Origin of the sequence: Burkholderia sp. MS455 (assembly GCF_016899445.1) — a bacterium.
In the GTDB taxonomy this organism is placed as follows: Bacteria; Pseudomonadota; Gammaproteobacteria; order Burkholderiales; family Burkholderiaceae; genus Burkholderia; species Burkholderia pyrrocinia_C.
This window is the reverse complement of sequence record NZ_CP041778.1, coordinates 2,110,602-2,127,670: the sequence shown is the minus strand read 5'-3', so window position 1 is coordinate 2,127,670 and position 17,069 is coordinate 2,110,602. Positions and strand designations below refer to the sequence as shown.

At 53.6% G+C, this 17,069-nt stretch carries 13 protein-coding genes and 1 pseudogene; 10 read left to right on the top strand and 4 right to left on the bottom strand.

What is annotated here, in order from left to right:
• Position 1: 1 nt before the first annotated feature.
• Positions 2-577, top strand: coding sequence for a disulfide bond formation protein B (locus FPJ27_RS14200; RefSeq protein WP_204421531.1), 576 nt, complete (start codon positions 2-4; stop codon positions 575-577).
• A 46-nt stretch (positions 578-623) separates the two neighbouring features.
• Here the strand turns inward: FPJ27_RS14200 and FPJ27_RS14195 are convergent.
• Positions 624-770, bottom strand: a pseudogene (locus FPJ27_RS14195) (IS5/IS1182 family transposase); the annotation flags it as partial.
• Between the two features lie 291 nt (positions 771-1,061).
• Positions 1,062-1,868 (bottom strand): DUF4397 domain-containing protein, encoded by an 807-nt coding sequence (locus tag FPJ27_RS14190; protein ID WP_204421530.1) that lies wholly within the window; start codon positions 1,866-1,868, stop codon positions 1,062-1,064.
• Between the two features lie 14 nt (positions 1,869-1,882).
• Between FPJ27_RS14190 and FPJ27_RS14185 the strand changes: the two genes are divergently transcribed.
• Positions 1,883-2,113 (top strand): hypothetical protein, encoded by a 231-nt coding sequence (locus FPJ27_RS14185; RefSeq protein ID WP_204421529.1) that lies wholly within the window; start codon positions 1,883-1,885, stop codon positions 2,111-2,113.
• Positions 2,114-2,795: 682 nt separating this feature from the next.
• On the opposite strand, the gene FPJ27_RS14180 is transcribed toward FPJ27_RS14185, so the two are convergent.
• Both FPJ27_RS14180 and FPJ27_RS14175 read right to left on the bottom strand, forming a co-directional pair.
• Positions 2,796-4,082, bottom strand: coding sequence for a dicarboxylate/amino acid:cation symporter (locus tag FPJ27_RS14180; protein ID WP_204421528.1), 1,287 nt, complete (start codon positions 4,080-4,082; stop codon positions 2,796-2,798).
• Between the two features lie 623 nt (positions 4,083-4,705).
• Positions 4,706-5,191, bottom strand: a complete 486-nt coding sequence (locus tag FPJ27_RS14175; protein ID WP_204421527.1) for a MarR family winged helix-turn-helix transcriptional regulator — start codon at positions 5,189-5,191, stop codon at positions 4,706-4,708.
• Positions 5,192-5,470: 279 nt separating this feature from the next.
• Here FPJ27_RS14175 and FPJ27_RS14170 point away from each other — a divergent pair, with 279 nt between their 5' ends.
• The 8 genes from FPJ27_RS14170 to FPJ27_RS14135 all read left to right on the top strand — a co-directional run bounded on the left by FPJ27_RS14170 (position 5,471) and on the right by FPJ27_RS14135 (position 17,063).
• Positions 5,471-6,565, top strand: coding sequence for an alpha-hydroxy acid oxidase (locus FPJ27_RS14170; protein ID WP_239483189.1), 1,095 nt, complete (start codon positions 5,471-5,473; stop codon positions 6,563-6,565).
• Between the two features lie 1,151 nt (positions 6,566-7,716).
• Positions 7,717-9,291, top strand: coding sequence for a PhoPQ-activated protein PqaA family protein (locus FPJ27_RS14165; RefSeq protein WP_239483188.1), 1,575 nt, complete (start codon positions 7,717-7,719; stop codon positions 9,289-9,291).
• Positions 9,292-9,321: 30 nt separating this feature from the next.
• Positions 9,322-9,831 carry a hypothetical protein gene (locus FPJ27_RS14160; RefSeq protein ID WP_204421525.1) on the top strand — a complete coding sequence of 170 codons (510 nt, stop codon included), beginning with the start codon at positions 9,322-9,324 and terminating at the stop codon, positions 9,829-9,831.
• A 140-nt stretch (positions 9,832-9,971) separates the two neighbouring features.
• On the top strand, positions 9,972-10,616 hold the full coding sequence (locus FPJ27_RS14155) for a response regulator transcription factor (RefSeq protein WP_239483187.1): 645 nt from the start codon (positions 9,972-9,974) through the stop codon (positions 10,614-10,616).
• A 5-nt stretch (positions 10,617-10,621) separates the two neighbouring features.
• Positions 10,622-13,024, top strand: coding sequence for a transporter substrate-binding domain-containing protein (locus FPJ27_RS14150; RefSeq protein WP_204421524.1), 2,403 nt, complete (start codon positions 10,622-10,624; stop codon positions 13,022-13,024).
• Positions 13,025-13,055: 31 nt separating this feature from the next.
• Positions 13,056-13,955, top strand: a complete 900-nt coding sequence (locus FPJ27_RS14145; protein WP_204421523.1) for a LysR family transcriptional regulator — start codon at positions 13,056-13,058, stop codon at positions 13,953-13,955.
• An 88-nt stretch (positions 13,956-14,043) separates the two neighbouring features.
• Complete coding sequence (locus tag FPJ27_RS14140) at positions 14,044-14,631, top strand: hypothetical protein (protein WP_204421522.1); 588 nt, start codon at positions 14,044-14,046, stop codon at positions 14,629-14,631.
• A gap of 1,244 nt (positions 14,632-15,875) precedes the next feature.
• Complete coding sequence (locus tag FPJ27_RS14135) at positions 15,876-17,063, top strand: radical SAM protein (RefSeq protein WP_239483186.1); 1,188 nt, start codon at positions 15,876-15,878, stop codon at positions 17,061-17,063.
• The last annotated feature ends 6 nt before the right edge of the window (positions 17,064-17,069 follow it).

The following is a 17,069-nucleotide window of genomic DNA, read 5'->3' as shown; positions in this document are numbered from 1 at the left end:
AATGGATACTCGTACGAACACCGCCCCCCGCCACGAGCGCACGTGGAGCAGTCAAAATCTGAATGGCCTGGCGCTGCTCGGTGTATGCTTGACTTTGTGCATTGCATTCTATTATCAATTCAGCCTCGGCGAATTACCCTGTCCGTTGTGCCTATTGCAGCGAGTCGGCTTGGTCCTGATCGGCCTCGGGCTCGTCCAGAATGTTTGCTTCGGCATTCGCAGTGCGCACTACGGCATGATCCTAGTAGGCGCACTGACAACGGGTGCGATCGCGCTTCGGCAAGTTTTGCTGCACATCACGCCAGGTTCTGGGGCGTACGGATCATCCTTCCTCGGGCTGCACTTCTATACTTGGGCGGCCATCACCGCGGTGCTGACGGTGCTATTTGTCGCGGGGATGCTTGTGCTTCGGAGCTGGGAGCATCCGGAGTCCCAAAAAATAAACATCCTCGGCAAAGTGGCCACAGGTATCTTCGTCGCTATCGTGGCGGCCAATCTTCTTTCGACGTTGGTCGAATGCGGGTTTGGCCAGTGCGACGACAATCCGACGGTTTACCAGTGGTTGAGCAACCATTGATCTCCTGATTCGCCCCTGAACAATTCGTTTTGCCGCGCAGCTGAAGCTATGTCGCCAATGGCGCAGCGGCTTGGAAGTTGGGTAAAGCGAGTGGAATCAGGGCGTAAAAATGCCGCAGCGAGCGCAGGATCATTCATAGGTTGTGGCCGGCGCCGCACAGCACTGCGTGGATCGCATCACCCAACGAACCCTTGTAGCCTGTCGTAGCTGCGTTTCCCATTGGCACCTACTTTGGTCTCGCAGCGGCAAAAACTCACAATCGTCACTATTTCCATGAATTGTGCCCACAAAAAATTATCGTGGGCACAATCCTCGGCTCTCCGAGCCATCAAATCCAGGCGCGCCAGATTTCGCGCTCACCTTTATGCTGGTCTCGGCATTACTTTATTTGCCATCCTGTTCTCCATGCAGTCAAAAAGTTATCAAATATCTTGCTGAATGTGGTATCCGGGCAGGGTCAAACTTTTATCTCCAATATGCTGGACTACTTTGCTGAATGATCGATAATTTCACGCGTCGCGTCGTTGCTATTGGCGTCATCGACTAACATTTTCAAGTCTCCCCGAGATATCGGGCCTGCGGCAATCCGTGCGGGCAAGAGGACGGCAATCAGGTCGGCATTGCGATGAGCGTTGATTGTTTGTGAATCAAACAGGATATTTCCCGGGTCGCCGGTCGCGGAGACCCGGATACGATAGCCGGTAGCCGGTAGCTTGAAGGAGTTCACTCCAGAGGCTGGCCAAGTTGCTTGATACGCTAGCGATGTTACAGTTGGCGCCGACAGCTGCTCTTGGGGGCGTGTGACATAGACGTCAACGGCTTGCGTATTGGCGGCAGCATTCAGGATGCGCAGGGTTGGGGCCAGCGGCGCTTTGTAATCATGTGGATCATCTACGATACGTAAGTCAATAGAATCAGATCCGCTAGTCGTGGACCTCGCGCTGGGAAACGCAGACAGCAAGTATCGATGGCCGCGATCGCCATTGATGCTACCGGCTACGCCGATATCGCCTTGTTCGGGGTGGTTGCTGCCGCGTGCAGAAAACGTGGATACACCGGCTGAAAAAGAACCTAACTTCGATACCGCAGGGTAATCTTGTTGTGTAAATGCAAAGCGTTTGCCGTTGCGGTAAATGTCAAGTGATGTCGTTGGTACCGCATTGACAAAACGGACGGCGGGTTTTGTAATCCCCAACAACTCTCCGGCATCGTTGTCGCCGCCGCACGCACCTAAGGCGCTTGCGGTGCACGCGATAATCAGGTAGCGCAATACTGTGGTGGATGGTTTCATAAGAAATGACTGCGATGGAAATCGTTCCGGTGATGATTACTTTGATTGGACGCGCCGCGCGGGAAGCGAACCGGCTGGTGTGTGTTTTGGCATCACGTGTGCTGACGATGTGTGACTGGAAACAGATTTGGGTTTCCGGTGACGGGGCGAATGAATGGTGCTTGATGTCGATGTGGCCGCGACCGGATGAGCGAGTGGGCGGGCAGGGGCGGCAAGCAACATCTCAGCAGGCCACGCAAGCATGATGGTCGTCATGAGGATGGGAATATATTTCATATGAGTTCCTTATTGATTTAATCGGTAGATGATTTCGCGGCCAAGTGGCAGCAGACGTGTGAAGTATGGCGATGCTGGGGAGTGTTTTAAAGTTTATTAAGCAAAATACAAGATGCATTAAAATGTCTAATGCTGGGTGGGGGCAGATCACTCGGCGAAGGTCAATCAAGCCGATCTGTCCGTACTGATGCCACGGGATGGCGCACAGTTTTAGGCTGCTGCGCTACACATTAACAGTACATCCGTTTTTTCAGATCGACCCGCACCCCGCCTAGACCTTGGAATCGGTGCTGTTCGACTGTAAGCATCGCCGGCAAACGAGACGTTCACGCCAACCAGCGTTGTTTCTTCACGACCTCCGGCGGGGACTGCCTCGTTACTATCGGTCATATCTGCTGGCATCAAGTTTCTGTCAGCGGCTGGATGTTGGCATCCACGGGCAATCGGATTGTTCTCGACCGACGATCTTATGCTGCATGATACTCACGCTGCTCGGCCAGCGGTGCTTCCGCCGGTTGACCATCGATCACTCCCGCGTGGTGGCGACTCCCTACCGGCCTGTTCGTGATCCAACGTCGTGCAGCACGGGAGGCAAGAAGCAATGCACCAAGTCGGCGCCGTTGATGGGAGGATCGTCGTTGTCAATATGCGCTATTGCATGTGCTTGATCTCGGGCAGCGAAGATTCAATCTCGTTATGCTCTTCCGGTTCGTTCAATTGGCCCTCCCATTTTGCGATCACCGCAGCCGCGATCGAGTTGCCAACTGCGTTGGTCGCTGATCGACCCATGTCGAGGAAGGTGTCAACACCCATGATCAACAGGAGTCCGGCCTCCGGCAGGTTGAACTGGTGGAGTGTCGCGGCGATCACGACGAGCGATGCGCGCGGCACCCCTGCCATCCCCTTCGACGTGAGCATCAGAAGCAGTAGTATCGTCAATTGTGTGGTGAGTGGCAGATGGATCCCGTATGCTTGCGTGACAAACAGCACCGCGAATGTGCAATACATCATCGTGCCATCGAGGTTGAACGAATAGCCCATCGGCAACACGAAACTCGAGATCTTGCGATTTACGCCGAAGCGGTCAAGTGCGTCGAGCAGCTTCGGGTACGATGCCTCCGAGCTCGCCGTCGCAAATGACAACAGAAATGGCTCGCGAATCAAACCGATGAGATGGAACGTGCGCTTGCCGAGAAATGCAAGGCCACTAAGCATCAGGATCCCCCAGAGCAGCGCGAGGGAGAAATAGAAGCTCCCCATGAATTTGGCGAACGTGAACAGGATGCTGAGGCCTTGCGTCGTGATGATGGACGCAAGTGCCGCAAACACGGCAACAGGTGCGAACCACATCACCGCGCTGGTGACCTTCAGCATCACTTGTGCGATATCCTCGAGCACCCCCACAAGTCGCTTACCCGAATTGCCGAGTGCCGACAGCGCGGTACCGAAGAAGATTGAGAATACGACGATCTGCAGAATCTCGTTGTTTGCCATCGCCTCTGCGATTGAGCGCGGCACAAGGTGGGTGACGAACTCCTTCAGGGTGAAGGCGCCAGTTGTTAGGTGAGTCTGCGCGTCAGGTTCAGGCAGCGGCAGGTTGATGTGACTGCCTGGTTGGAGCGCCGTGGCCATCAGCAATCCAAACAGCAGTGATGCAAACGAAGCAACAAAGAACCAGCCGAGTGCTTTCGCGCCAACCCGACCGACCGCACCCGCATCACCCATGCGCGCAATGCCAATGGTCAGCGTCGCAAACACGAGCGGCGCGATAATCATCTTGATGAGACGCAGAAACATGTCAGATAACAGTGACACGTAGCTAGCGATCGCCTTTGTGGTCTGTGGATTGGGAAAGGCGGTGTGGCAGGCGTAGCCGACAACGATGCCAAGGACCATCGCGATCGCAATGTAGGTGGTGATATTGCCATTTTGCTTCATTGGGAAATCCGCATAGCCGATGAGCGCTAGATAGCGCGACAATGGAGAAGACCCCCTCGAAATACCAACGCGAGGCGGCGGTGGAGGGTGGGTGATGGTGCGCCATTCTAACCGCCGTTTCCCGGGATTTAGTCGGCCTGAATATGCGGAAAGTTCTCAAAATGGATGTGGCACCACAATCAATTGCAAAAAGTTCTGTTCATCGGCGAGCTCGGTGTGGCTGGGGCGCTTGGGAATGTTCCGATCCCAATTTAATCGACGTGGCATTGACTTTTTGTGGAAGACATATTTATTTGTGCTGCTACGATAAAATCTACCGAAAATTTATAAACAGGGGGCAGCGCGAAATATCTCCAAATTTCGCTTTCTTTGGCGGCGACTCGAGTCCATGGCAATGGTGATTTATGCTGTCGGTGGAGCGTTTTCCGCAAAGACGAATATTTCCTGCACGCAAGCCGGTATGCCAGATCGAAAAGCGATGCTTTGTGGGGAAATGTTGATGGCTCGCGTGTTGCAAAGGGGTACTCATTGCTGATCTAGATGACAATGGCTGCGTGAGCACGTCCTCCCGATCATTTATCTCCATTGAGATTTCGGTTTGTCGGTCACGAATGAGTTGGGCTTCAAAGTTCCTCCACGCGCGCTGACAATTTTCTGATCAGCGCCCATAGCTGCGTCTGCTCATTTTCATTCAATGGCGCAAGGAGATTCCTCTGTAGTTCGAGTGCAAAGGGCGCAATTTCCGCATAAAACTGTTCGCCTTGCTGCGTGACATTCAGCGGTTTGCGGCGCTTGTCGACGGCGTCCACCTCCCGCGACACCAAGCCACGCTCGAGGAGGCGCGAGGTTGCGCGATGAACCGCCACCTGATCAAGATCGGCCTCCGTGGCGACTTCAACGGCTGTCATCGATCCGTCGCTCATCAGGATTCCCAGTACCCGCCACTCCGAGACGCTGAGCCCCCACCTTTTCCCGTATGTCTTGTTCAATGCAGCAGCGAGATGATTGGAGAGGATCGTTAAATGGTAGGGCAGATAATCGCGAAGATTGAAACGATGGGGGGCGTCTTCGTCGTTCGGCGTAGCCGTCGTGTCGGATTCTACTTTCATGGGGTCGGAGCAGTATGAGCAGGAGATGTTGACTTTACTTTCAGATGTAAGTAAGGTCCAGTTACTTTCATGTGAAAGTATACTCTCCCGCTTGCGGTAACGTGGTCTATGACTTCGCCAACTTTGACGCTGTCAGGACTTCTTGCCTGGTGCTGATCGGAGAGCGTGCACTTATCGGGGCATCGGCGGGATGCGGTTGTCGAGAGGGTGGATCGGATGAGAAATAGCTACGTAAACATTGAAGATTACCGCCGGCGGGCCCGCCGGAACCTCCCCAGGGTGCTCTTCGACTATCTCGACGGCGGTGCAAATGGCGAATCAACCCTGAGTCGCAATTGTGCAGACTACGATCGTTGGGTGTTGCGGGGGCGGGTGTTGGGTGGCGTATCCGCAGTGGATCTGGCGACCACGTTTTTTGGGGATACGCATCGACTTCCGTTGATGCTGGGTCCTATCGGTTTTGCCGGAATGATGGCGCGGCGCGGCGAGCTGGTTGCCGCCAAGGTGGCAGGTGAGTGCGGCATTGCGCAGTGCCTGTCGACCTTTTCAGTCTGTTCTGTCGAGGACGTGGCCGCCGTACGGAAAGGGCCGCTGTATTTTCAGTTGTACATGTTGCGCAACCGTGCACTGACTGAGAACCTCCTTGATCGTGCGCGGGCGGCAGGCATCAAGACCCTGATCTGGACGGTCGACACGCCCGTGACACCTCGCAGGGAGCGAGACGAGCGCAATGGATTCCGCGCCAGGCGCGTCCCGAGCGTTCGCTTGCTAGTGGATGTCCTGCGTCATCCCGCCTGGCTCGGGTGGCTGATGGCGGATGGGATTCCACGCTTGGGAACAATTAGCCGATATCCCGAACTCGGTCGGTGGGTCATGGACCAGTCCGTTGGACTGGGGCAGCAGATCGATCCCGATTCGACGTGGGAGGCAATGCGATGGTTGCGTGTCGCGTGGAGCGGGCGGCTCGTTGTTAAAGGCATAATGTCGGCCGATGATGCGCGCCGCGCGCTTGACTGCGGAGCAGATGGCTTGATGGTTTCCAATCATGGCGGTCGGCAGTTAGATCCCGCTGCATCCACGATCCGGGTTTTGCCGGAAATTGCCAGGGCCGTAGGTTCTGATGCGGACGTTGTTCTGGATGGAGGCATCCGGCGTGGCGCTGATGTGATTAAGGCGATTGCGCTCGGCGCAAGTGGCGTCGCATTAGGGCGCGCCTACGTTTATGGTTTGGCTGCGTGCGGCGCCGTCGGTGTCGCTGGCGTGATCGAATTGTTTCGATCCGAGATCGAGGCCTCGCTCATCCTGATGGGGGTCAAGAGTATCGCGGAGTTGCGTGGGCTAGGCGAGCAGGTTCTTGAGTCCGCGCGGTCTTGACAAGCGAGCTACGTTCGAGTGTGGAATGGCAGGTTGGCTATGGGTAAATTCGGTCTGCGTCAGGCGGTGGCCTTGACGCCGACTCCCGGCATGCGGATCCGGGGCGGCCAATATTTGCACGTTGAGCGCTGAACGATCTCGGTCGCCAAGTTCTTGCCATGCGCGGTACGAGCTTCGCAAGGCGGCGGGCGAGTGTGTTTGGGTGCGGCCAGCGCTCAAGCAGAGTGGCACCGCCGGATGGATCTCTGGGTAAGTGGGCTGCCAATGCGGTTGCGGAATTGAGTGACCTAGGCGGCCTTTTACCGGCATCGACGCTAAAGAGAACAGTCTCCAGTGGTGGAGGCAGATATCGACATCCATTTTGTCGGCGCCATCGGGACTTCAGACCTCCTCGCGCTTCGCTCTATCGGCGACGCCGGCCGCCCGTCTGGCGTGGTGCCCCTTGGCTCGTGGCTGTAGCGGTTGGGGGGGAATCGCTCAAGGCAATCGATTGTTTTTTTCTATGGCACCCAAACTGAGACATATCTGTCGCCGTTTGGGTGAAATCTTGCTCACAATAAATCTAACTCGTCTTGCGAGATGGGCTCGACTTTGTTGGCGCGGAGCTTAAGAAATTTTAAGGAATCCGTGAATCTTCATTGGATGGGTGTCATTGGTGCGTTTCGCATTGATAATTCGCTCAAGCATTAGGTGCTCGTGCTCGTACTTGAGGTTGCGGGCGAGCGAAATTGGCTGAGAGCATGAGGCGCTGGATGTGACGCAATCGGTCTGATTATGATCGGATCGTGCTGTCGCGGTAAGCGGGCGGAGCCGTCGTTGTTCGCGTGTGTGTGGACAAATTCCGCATGATGCAGGGTAGAGTGAGCAGCAAAGCATACCGATCAATGAGTTTTCGCGTGGGTGCCTTGCTGATTCGCTGCGCGCTATTTTTCTCGGGAATGTGGGATAGCTACCCGTGAATTGAATGTTGATGTCGCGCAGGAAACAAGGTGCGCCGTCCTTAATGCGTTGCATTGAGGGGGCATTTTGTTCATGTCCGGGCGCGTGGAAAACTAGCAAAACGGGAGTGTCCAGAGTGATGGGATTCTTGTTTGAACGATACGTAGTCCGAATTGAATGGGTGGTGCGGATGATTCTCGGATCATCATTGCTTGCCAGGTTACGAAAGAAATTTCGGCGGTGAATTTCAGGGATTGTCCGGCCGGGATTTGATTGATGTAAACGGGAGAGGTATGTGGCGCTATCGATGGCTGTTGTGCATCATTGTGGTGGCTCAGGCACTTGTAGCCTGTTCGCGGCATGTTGGCGGTGGGGCTGATGGATACGACGGGGATCGTGCGGCTTCGGCGAATGCGTTGTCGCTCTACAAGAAGGCGCTAGAGGCAGAGCCATTGCGCTATACGATGGAAAATGAGCAGTTTGCGGCGGGTGTTGAGCGGCGCTCTTATCGGCTTGTGTCTCAGTCTTGGTCTCCGAATCATCAGGTCACGCCTGCTGATTGGATACATAATGTCGATCTATATATTCCAGAGCGAGCTGCGTCGGGGCGAGCGTTGGTTGTGGTCAATAATGGAATTCGATATCCAGGGCCAGCTGATAGAATTACCCCCGATTTTTCTGGGGAGTCGCTCGCGTCGATTGCACAGAAAACCAAGGTTGTGGTGATCTCGGTGAGTGATATTCCTAATCAACGATTGACTTATTCCGGGGATGGGATACCGCGCATCGAGGACGAAAGTGTTGCTCGGAGTTGGCGGCTGTTTATGGAGGCGTCGGGTCAGCGTGCGGTTTCGCCAATCGAACTTCCTATGGCAGGGGCGGTATCGCGGGCGATGTCACTCGCGCAGCGAGAATTGCCGACATTGGGATTGGCTCATTTCGCTGTGTCTGGGTTGTCCAAGCGTGCCTGGGCGACATGGCTGGTCGCTGCGGAAGATTCGCGTGTGGACGCAATCGTTCCGTTTGCCATGGATCTGCTCGACATGCAATCGGCGTTGCAACACATTTATCAATCCTATGGCCATCATTGGCCCATTGCATTTGCGCCCTATTATCGTGATCGGATCCATGAGCACTTGGGCAAACCTGAGTTTGATCAACTCGCGAGAATTATCGATCCTCTTCAATACTTTTCAGGATTGATGTCGCATAAGCGCAAGGTGACAGAGTACATTATCAACGCAAGCGGCGACGATTTTTTTGTGCCAGATGGTGCTACCCTTTATCTCGACAAGTTGTCGGGTAGTCCGGCTCTGCGCATGGTGCCAAATGTATCTCATGCGGGCGTACGAGTGCCGGCCGTCGAAGCACTTTCTGCATTTGTGATGCGTTATCGGAGCGAGAAGCCGATGCCTGTCTTGCGAGCGACCCTGGATCAACGGGATGTGGAAATTAATCTATCGCTCGACGAGACGCCGCAGCAATTAAAGCTTTGGGCTGCAACGAATGGCAATGCTCGTGATTTCCGGTATGCCTGTGGCGTGCGTTATACGCCGACGTCGCTCAGACTCCCGAAGGGGAGCGGCCCTGTATCAGTCAAGGTTCCTGTTGCAATCCCTCCGCTGGGATGGAGTGCCTACTTCGTAGAGGCAACAATGAATGATGGGGTGGTTGTCACCAGTCCGGCGTACGTGTTGGGCAAGCAAGAATATCCAACGGATGCTCCGCCAGTCTCTGGTCCAGCGTGCCGAACGCTGCCGGATTCAGGGCAAGGAGATGAAAAGTAAGGTCGCTTTTGAAGCGGGTGCTCATGGTTTATGGCGATCCTAAAATCCGTGATATTTGTTGCGAGCGGTCGAATCATCGTTTATGTGCACTGGCTGATTCTCTTGTTGGTGGCCTCAGTTTATGTCGCGTTTGATGGGCGGATGGTGACACGGGCTGATTATGGTGTCTGGATGAGCATCCATCTTTGGGGTGGATTGCTCGTGATGTTGTTGATTGCCTCGCGGTTGATTTTAATGGTGCGATCAAATGCATTAACTGGGCGCTGGAGTCGTCGGGATAAGTTAATATTCTTTGTGTTGTATGCGTCTGTTTTATTTCAGCTGGCGCTGGAGGTTGTGATGGTTAATTGTGCGGGCCGCCCGATTTTCTTGGAAGGCTTGAATTGGTCCTTTTTTATTGTAGAGCCTCATCCGGATTGGTGTTGGGTCGCCAATTGCCTGCATAAATTTATCGGTTCGATGCTGTGTTTGCTTGGTATTTTATGGGTGGCTGCGGATTGGTGGAAATATTTTATGTCCAAGGAATTGGAGCGTCGATGAAGTGGCGCGAGAAATTAATTGCGCTGGGCACGAGCTGAATACGTATTATGCTCTTTGGGTTCGCTTCGAGTATGGGCGCTCGAGGCAAGAGGTTTATGGGAATGCATATTATGTGGACATGGAATCAACCGGTGCGATTGATGTTGCTGGACGACCATGCAGTGGTAAGACAAGGGCTTGTCGCTTATTTGGCGCAATGCCCTACCGTTCGAGTAGTCGGTGAGTGTGCCACAGGGCGTGAACTGCTGATTCAGTTGGGAAGAACTGAAGTAGATTTGCTGTTGGTCGATTATTCTCTGCAGCATCGGGATGCTGATGGATTGAATTTGATCAGGATGTTGAGGATTCGCTATCCACATATCAAAATTCTAGTGGTCACAGCACACGAGAGCCCGTTGACAGCCAAAATGGCGTTGCGTGCAGGCGCGAATGGATTTGTCGGGAAAAGTCAAGATTTGAGTGATTTGGCGAATGCAATTCATTGCGTGATGCGTGGTGAAGATTATGTGCCAACGGGCATGTCAAATTTAAAAATGTTTGACGACGATGGTGATGCAAGTGACAGCATCAGGATCGAGCCGTTGGGAGATCATCTGCAGAGTTGTAAGTTGACTGCTCGCGAGGTGGAAGTCATTCGCTGCTGCTTGGAAGGGTATTCGGTGACGCAAATCGCAGAGAAATTCTGTCGAAGCGTGAAGACCGTTAGTGGTCAAAAGCAGCGTGCGTTTCGAAAACTGGGTATCGCGAACGATCATGAGCTGTTCCAGGTCAGTCGCATTATGTAATGACCATGGATAAGCGTATTGGGCTCGCCATAATATTTCTCTTCGGTGCCATACCCGCGTGGTCAATGGATGTGGGGCGGGAATTGTTTGATGCTCAGGAACTGGCGTGGATTCGGGCACATCCTGTCATCCGCTTCGCGGTCGATCCGGCTTGGAGACCTGTTGAGTTTATCGAGAACGGCGTGCCCCAAGGATTAAGCATCGATTACCTTCGGGATGTCGCGACGACGACGGGGATGCGCCTTGAATTGGTAAAAACGGCCAGTTGGGCCGAGTCGGTAAATGCTTTTAATTCGGGTAAGGTCGATATCCTACCGGGTGCGTTTCAAGAACTGCCGGGAGAAAGTTTGGATTCGCCGCTTTATTCGAGAACTTACTATTCCGGCAGCTCACTAATCGTTGCCCGGAGCATGTTTCCGATTGTATTCGATGCTAGGCGGCTCGCCGGACGCACCATTGCGGTCGAACAATCAGGAAAATACGAAAGCTGGTTCCGGCATCGCTACCCTGACGTGCATCTGGTTAGTGTTCCAAGTGAGGCGGACGCTACGGCCGCCGCCGCGCGTGGACAAGTAGATGCTGCTATTGTGACCGATGCGATCGCATACCCATTGCTTCGTGGGCGCTACGAGAACGTGTTGCATATTGCCGGAACATTGCCGGATGCGCCAGCGATGCTGCGTATGGCGGTGCATTCGCAGGATGCCCTGTTGGTTTCCATCGTCAACAAGTCGCTTGCCAATATCGATGACATCGAGGCCGAGAAGATCAGCGATCGTTGGCTCAATCAGGCCGACTATGTGCGGCCCTCTTTTGAGGCACTGTTTAGATACTTTGGCATACCAATTTTCTTGGCCATCGGGCTGATCATTGCCTTAGTGATAGCCATATATCATGCGCGGCGTGCACGCCAGGTCGCACTTGCAAGTGAGCGTCAAAAAAATCTCTTCTTGGCAACCATAAGTCATGAGATCCGAACACCTATCCATGCGATTCTTGCTGCGGTCGAGTTGCTAAAGCAAGGTATGCTGCAAAAGCAGGAGCGGCGTTTGATCGACGTCGCTAGTAGTGCAGCGGAGTCGCTTTTTAAATTGCTTAACGACCTATTGGATTACACTCGGCTGCAAGCGCGAGCGGTTCAATTGGAGTGCATCGCGTCTCATGGCGATCTGGTCGCGCGCGAAGCCATTGATTTGGTTGAGGCGTCCGCGCGCGAAAAGCAGCTGGATTTGCTTTTGCATTTACCAGAGGGCGGAATGCCGACAATGATGTTCGACCCGACACGCGTGAGGCAGGTGTTGCTGAACTTGCTATCCAACGCAATCAAGTTTACCGGTCGGGGAGCGGTCGAATTAAGTGTAAACTGGTACGCCGATATGCGCGGAGCATGGCTCGTTTTCACTGTTCAGGATACCGGTATCGGTATTCCGGATTCGGCCAAGAAAAAATTGTTCGAAGTGTTCTCGCAAGGCGAGATGTCTGTGACAAGGCGATTTGGCGGAACAGGACTTGGTTTGGCGATTTGTCGTGAGTTGATCGATGCCATGGGTGGGCACATCAAACTAGAAAGCGTGTTGGATGTGGGAACCGTCGTGCGTGTCGATATCCCCGTGTTGATTGTTGCGCAGGAGACCGTTATCGGAAATCCTTTGTCAAATCGCGAATCTGTTGTGCCGCTGAGTGCACATCACCATACGCCGCCAATCCTGATCGTCGAGGATCACGCATCGAGTCGAGTTGTCCTTGAGGCACAGATTCAGCAACTTGGGTTGATCGGCATAGCGGTCGAGGAGGGGCGCACGGCGATCACGACGTTTTCGGCAGGCACGTTCTCTGCGGTCTTGCTTGACTGCCAACTTCCCGATATGGACGGATATGCTGTTGCTCGTCAATTGCGGAAAATTGAGCAAACGCGCGAGCAGCCGCGGACGCCGATTTTGGCGATTTCAGCCAGCATCGATAGTGAGCATTCCGAGCGATGCAGAAGCAGTGGGATGGATGCGGTGTTACATAAACCGATTCGCCTTAGCGAATTGCGTGAGGCGCTGGGTCAGTGGTTGGATCATTCCACAAACCTGAACGACGACGGCGAAATGGTTATCCCGACCAGTGAGCGGGGGTGGCGAATAGCGTGTGTTAATTCCGTCCGAGAAGACATACTCGCTGCACGTAATGCGCTGAGCAAAGAGGCGTGGGAACGGCTCGCCTATCATGCGCATCGTATTCAAGGCGCTGCTCGAATGATTGGGGATTCCGTGAGTGCAGCGCAAGCGGCGCAGATCGAGCTGGTTTGTAGCTCGCGAAAAAAGAAGGATTCTCAGCAAATCGCCCAACAGCTTGCCGGGCTTGACCGCGCGATTGCCGATTGGGTCCCGAACGGCGACGATGTGACCGAGCATTCAGTGTGAGTGGAGACTGATTATTACTACGATTTATCATATGCGTGTTTTTGCGCACGTAGCGGAGATGGCCAGTTTCCGAGAAGCCGGCCGCATTCTCGGAATGTCGCCGACTCGAGTTTCGCGTGCTATTTCGCAGCTTGAGGCATGCCTGAATGTTCGGCTCGCGATACGCTCAACACGTCGCGTGCAACTGACGCCAGCCGGTGAGCGCTATCTGCGGCGTTGTCAGCAAATCCTCACGGCGATCCGGAATGCTGAGGCGGAGGTGCGCCGCGGCAATCCAGATTTGCGAGTGGGGTGTCCGGTGGGGTTCGGGCGACATCTTCTTATGCCAGCTGTTGCCCGCATCCGAAATTGGTCGCCCACCGTTATCGAATTGAGTATGCACCCCTTTCAGACGGAGATGTCCGTCGAAGGTGACTTTCCGCTTGACATGTTAATTACCGTTCGCCCGTCGACACGGAGGCTGTCATTAGCGATCGGTACTGAGTGGGAGACAAGGTTGATTGGTGAAATACCGCTTGTGATGTGTGCAGCGCCCGATTATCTTGCACAACACGGAATACCAACGCGCATCTCCGAGCTTGAACGCCATCGGTGTCTGGGGTTGTCGCTGCCGGAGGTTACGAATGCCAGATGTGAGGAGGGAGATGACGCGGAGCGTATCCGCGGACATATGCACATTAACGATGAAGACGCGGTGGCGGATGGCGTTCGGGCGCAAATGGGTATCGGTATCGTGCCATTGTATTGTGTCAGTCAGGATTGTCGGACTGGGAGTCTCGTTCGACTTATGCCGGAATATGCCATGCCTTCGTGGATTGTCGAAGTGCACCTGGCGCCGATCAGCTTGCGAGATCCCACTATTCGAATGTGGGTCGATCTGCTTTGTGAAGACCTCAAGTCACAACTGGTGCAGGATAGCGCATGTCAGTAGAGGGGCGACGTCATCGGAATATCCAGGTTCGTTGCAGCATTGATCAGTTTGATTTCTCGCCTTTATCAAATCTTGCTGGAGGCTAACCATGTCGAAGCAAACCCGACCGCGAGTGGTCACCGCACAAACTATCATGGATGCACTGAATGATAAGCCTGGATCAGAGGCTTTTCGACTTGCAGCGATGCTGGGAATTTCCACGGTTCAGGCAAACGAGTGGTTGGCCACGCTCGTAATGCAAGGGCGTGTCGACAAGCGCCATCGACAGGCGGATGCATCAGGGCGGATTCGTACACGCTATTATGCGCGTGCTGAACGAATTCGCCCTTTGGATCTACGTGTGACAGCATGTGCACCATCTATGCTGGCGGCAATGGTCCGCGGTAAGCCTTATGGAATGAAAGACTTGATAGATCTGACTGGGTTTACAAAAGGTCGTGGTGAGGCGGTTATTTCTAACCTTGTTGCCAACGGCTATTTGAAGGCAGTGCCAAAGAAAAATCAACCCATGCCGCGTTTTACCTATTATCTAGCCGATCCTAAATCAGAGTCGGCCCCATCGTCGGAGGGGTTAACTAAGCTGCAAGTTATCGGCGGACCGGAGTTTGACTCGGAGTACAGTCGAATGCTATTGAAGCACCGGGATCTATGCAATGCGTATCGATATCGAGGTTGACGGGTAAGTGCGTCCTTATCGGAACATCGATAGCACGTCTTTTTACGTCAAGGTTGCTGTGCCGCAACTCTAGGATGTCTCATAGCCGTTTCCCTGAGGTGCGTTATGGACGCGTTCGCGACTGCGGGGCGTGTTGGGGTATCAGTTTCGTAAACAGGCCGCGATGCTCTGCTCACTTTTCCCCAACGCTGGCTCAAGCCATGCGGGCGGTCCACAATCTCAAGTGTTAGCCGTGGACTTCATCATGGCAAGCAATCTTCGGCCGAACGGCATGGCTATTTGCTAGGCGTAGTTCGACGCTTCGCGGAATTACGCCGCCGCGCTGCTTTGTCGCGGGGGTGCCGGGAGAGGGGGGCGTGTGGGTCGCTCTCGTCACGTCATGGCGAGATACGTTGATGGTAAATGGATTACCATGCCGGGACGTTTGAGTTGAATCGAAATAATATATCGAGACAATTCTCGTTGAATTGTGTGCTGTATTCCGACAAACTGAAGATCCGTGGTGACCGAAGCTTGTCGTCACGGAGTGCCTGGACGGCACTTGGGGAGCTCTTTTGGCCGCATACGCGGCCTTTTTTTTAGCCGTATCAGTGAGGTTGGTCGGGTTTGTATTTAAATTAATGCCATATGAATGGTGAGGGTCAATCTAATGCGGCGTAATTATGATGGTCGGTCAATCTGGTATTCCTTATGTTCTTTGTGGTGCGCGAGGCGTCTGCGTCATCTCCAGACGGTGTTGCAAGTAAGTGTGAAAATACATGATGATACGGTGGTTATTGGGCGGGCCGGCCGTCGTTTGATGTTAGAAAATGGGTGGGTTCGCACAAGTTGGATTTCCCTATCTATTTGTATGTGATGTTAATCGGTTTGCGCGCCTGATTAAATGCCACGGAACGGTTAGCATATGTCGAGAGTTCGGGTGGATTGGTTGAGTGCATAAATGTGTGTCTGCCCGACTGGCGAGACGTAAAGATATAACATGGTTGAGTGCCATGTATCGCCGCGATATCAATGGGCGTCGGGAATGAGTTTGTAAAAAAGCGCGGGCGGTGCGATGGTCGACGGCGGTAAAGGGCAAATTGAGGGGTTATGTAGCACGTTTGGGATATGGGGGGCGTCGGATCGCAGCCGGTGACGATGTGTAAGGGCGGTTTGGATGATTTACCCTTTCCGAGCATCTCTGCTCGAGGCGAAAGATGCGCATATCGGTATGGTTAGCATCTTGGTGAACATGGAGGTTGGGAATGGTCGCTACGAATCATATGGAAATTGCAGTCGGTCAGGAGAGTTCCAAACATCCCAGTTTCGAGTGTGCGGAATGGAGTGATTGGCAATGGCAACAACGAAATGCAATCCGCGATGAAGCGTCGTTGCGCGAGGCTTGCGGTGGCTGGTCGAATGAACTGAGCTCGCACATTCGATCCCATCTGAATGGCCGCAAGCTGCAGATCACACCATATTACTTGCGCTTGATTCTGGATTCACTTGATGATGGTGAAATCACCATGAATCCGCTTTGGCGACAGGTCGTTCCTTTTTGGGGGGAGGGGGAAACGGTAGGGGGGTACGACGGTGAATCGGAGAATTGGGAGCTGTCGCATGAAATGAAGACGCCAATCTGTCAACACAAGTACGACAATCGCGTTATTCTGCGTATGCTCAACACCTGCCATTCGTACTGTCAGTTCTGTTTCGAGGCGCTTAGGACACTCGAAGTCAACAGTGAAAAAAAGAAGGCCAGCCGGGATATTTTCGGTGAAAGTTTAGCCTACATCAAGCAGAATCCGTCGATCGAAGAAGTTATTCTGAGCGGTGGTGATCCACTGATGCTGTCCGATTCCAGGCTAGAGGAACATCTCGCCGACTTGCGTAGTATCGAGCGTGATCTCCTCATCCGGATTCATTCCAGGTCACTTACCTTCAATCCCTACCGGGTCACTGATGAGCTTGTCTCCATGCTTGAGCGGCATCGGGTGCATGCATTTGGAATTCATGTCTGCCATCCGAATGAGCTTAGCAACGTTTTCACGAAGGCATTGAAGCGAATTCAATCAGTAGTACCAATTGTTTTCGCAAACACGCCATTCCTTCGTGGCATCAACGATGATGAGAAAACGCTGCATCGGCTTTTCATCGAGCTGTATCGTTGCGGCGTCAAGCCGTACTATTTGTATCACTTTATGCCATTCTCTCCCGGCGAATCGGTCTATAAGGCATCGATTCGCGACGCCATTGGTATCATGAAGAAATTAAAGCGTCGCGTTTCCAATATCGCGCTGCCCGAGTACGTGTTGCCCCATGCGAGAGGAAAATTTACTGTACCCCTATTCGAAAATGATGACGATATCCCTCGGTTCGTTGAATCCGGGGATCAACATATCTACCGATTCGTCAACTGGCTGGGTGAGACGTGCGACTGGGTCGATGGTTGATCCGAT

What these genes read in the sequence shown, in the direction of transcription:
- FPJ27_RS14200 (WP_204421531.1), top strand. Translation starts at nt 2, where the DNA reads ATGGATACTCGTACGAACACCGCCCCCCGCCACGAGCGCACGTGGAGC.
- FPJ27_RS14190 (WP_204421530.1), bottom strand. Translation starts at nt 1,868, where the DNA reads ATGAAACCATCCACCACAGTATTGCGCTACCTGATTATCGCGTGCACC.
- FPJ27_RS14185 (WP_204421529.1), top strand. Translation starts at nt 1,883, where the DNA reads ATGGAAATCGTTCCGGTGATGATTACTTTGATTGGACGCGCCGCGCGG.
- FPJ27_RS14180 (WP_204421528.1), bottom strand. Translation starts at nt 4,082, where the DNA reads ATGAAGCAAAATGGCAATATCACCACCTACATTGCGATCGCGATGGTC.
- FPJ27_RS14175 (WP_204421527.1), bottom strand. Translation starts at nt 5,191, where the DNA reads ATGAAAGTAGAATCCGACACGACGGCTACGCCGAACGACGAAGACGCC.
- FPJ27_RS14160 (WP_204421525.1), top strand. Translation starts at nt 9,322, where the DNA reads ATGGCGATCCTAAAATCCGTGATATTTGTTGCGAGCGGTCGAATCATC.
- FPJ27_RS14155 (WP_239483187.1), top strand. Translation starts at nt 9,972, where the DNA reads ATGTTGCTGGACGACCATGCAGTGGTAAGACAAGGGCTTGTCGCTTAT.
- FPJ27_RS14150 (WP_204421524.1), top strand. Translation starts at nt 10,622, where the DNA reads ATGGATAAGCGTATTGGGCTCGCCATAATATTTCTCTTCGGTGCCATA.
- FPJ27_RS14145 (WP_204421523.1), top strand. Translation starts at nt 13,056, where the DNA reads ATGCGTGTTTTTGCGCACGTAGCGGAGATGGCCAGTTTCCGAGAAGCC.
- FPJ27_RS14140 (WP_204421522.1), top strand. Translation starts at nt 14,044, where the DNA reads ATGTCGAAGCAAACCCGACCGCGAGTGGTCACCGCACAAACTATCATG.
- FPJ27_RS14135 (WP_239483186.1), top strand. Translation starts at nt 15,876, where the DNA reads ATGGTCGCTACGAATCATATGGAAATTGCAGTCGGTCAGGAGAGTTCC.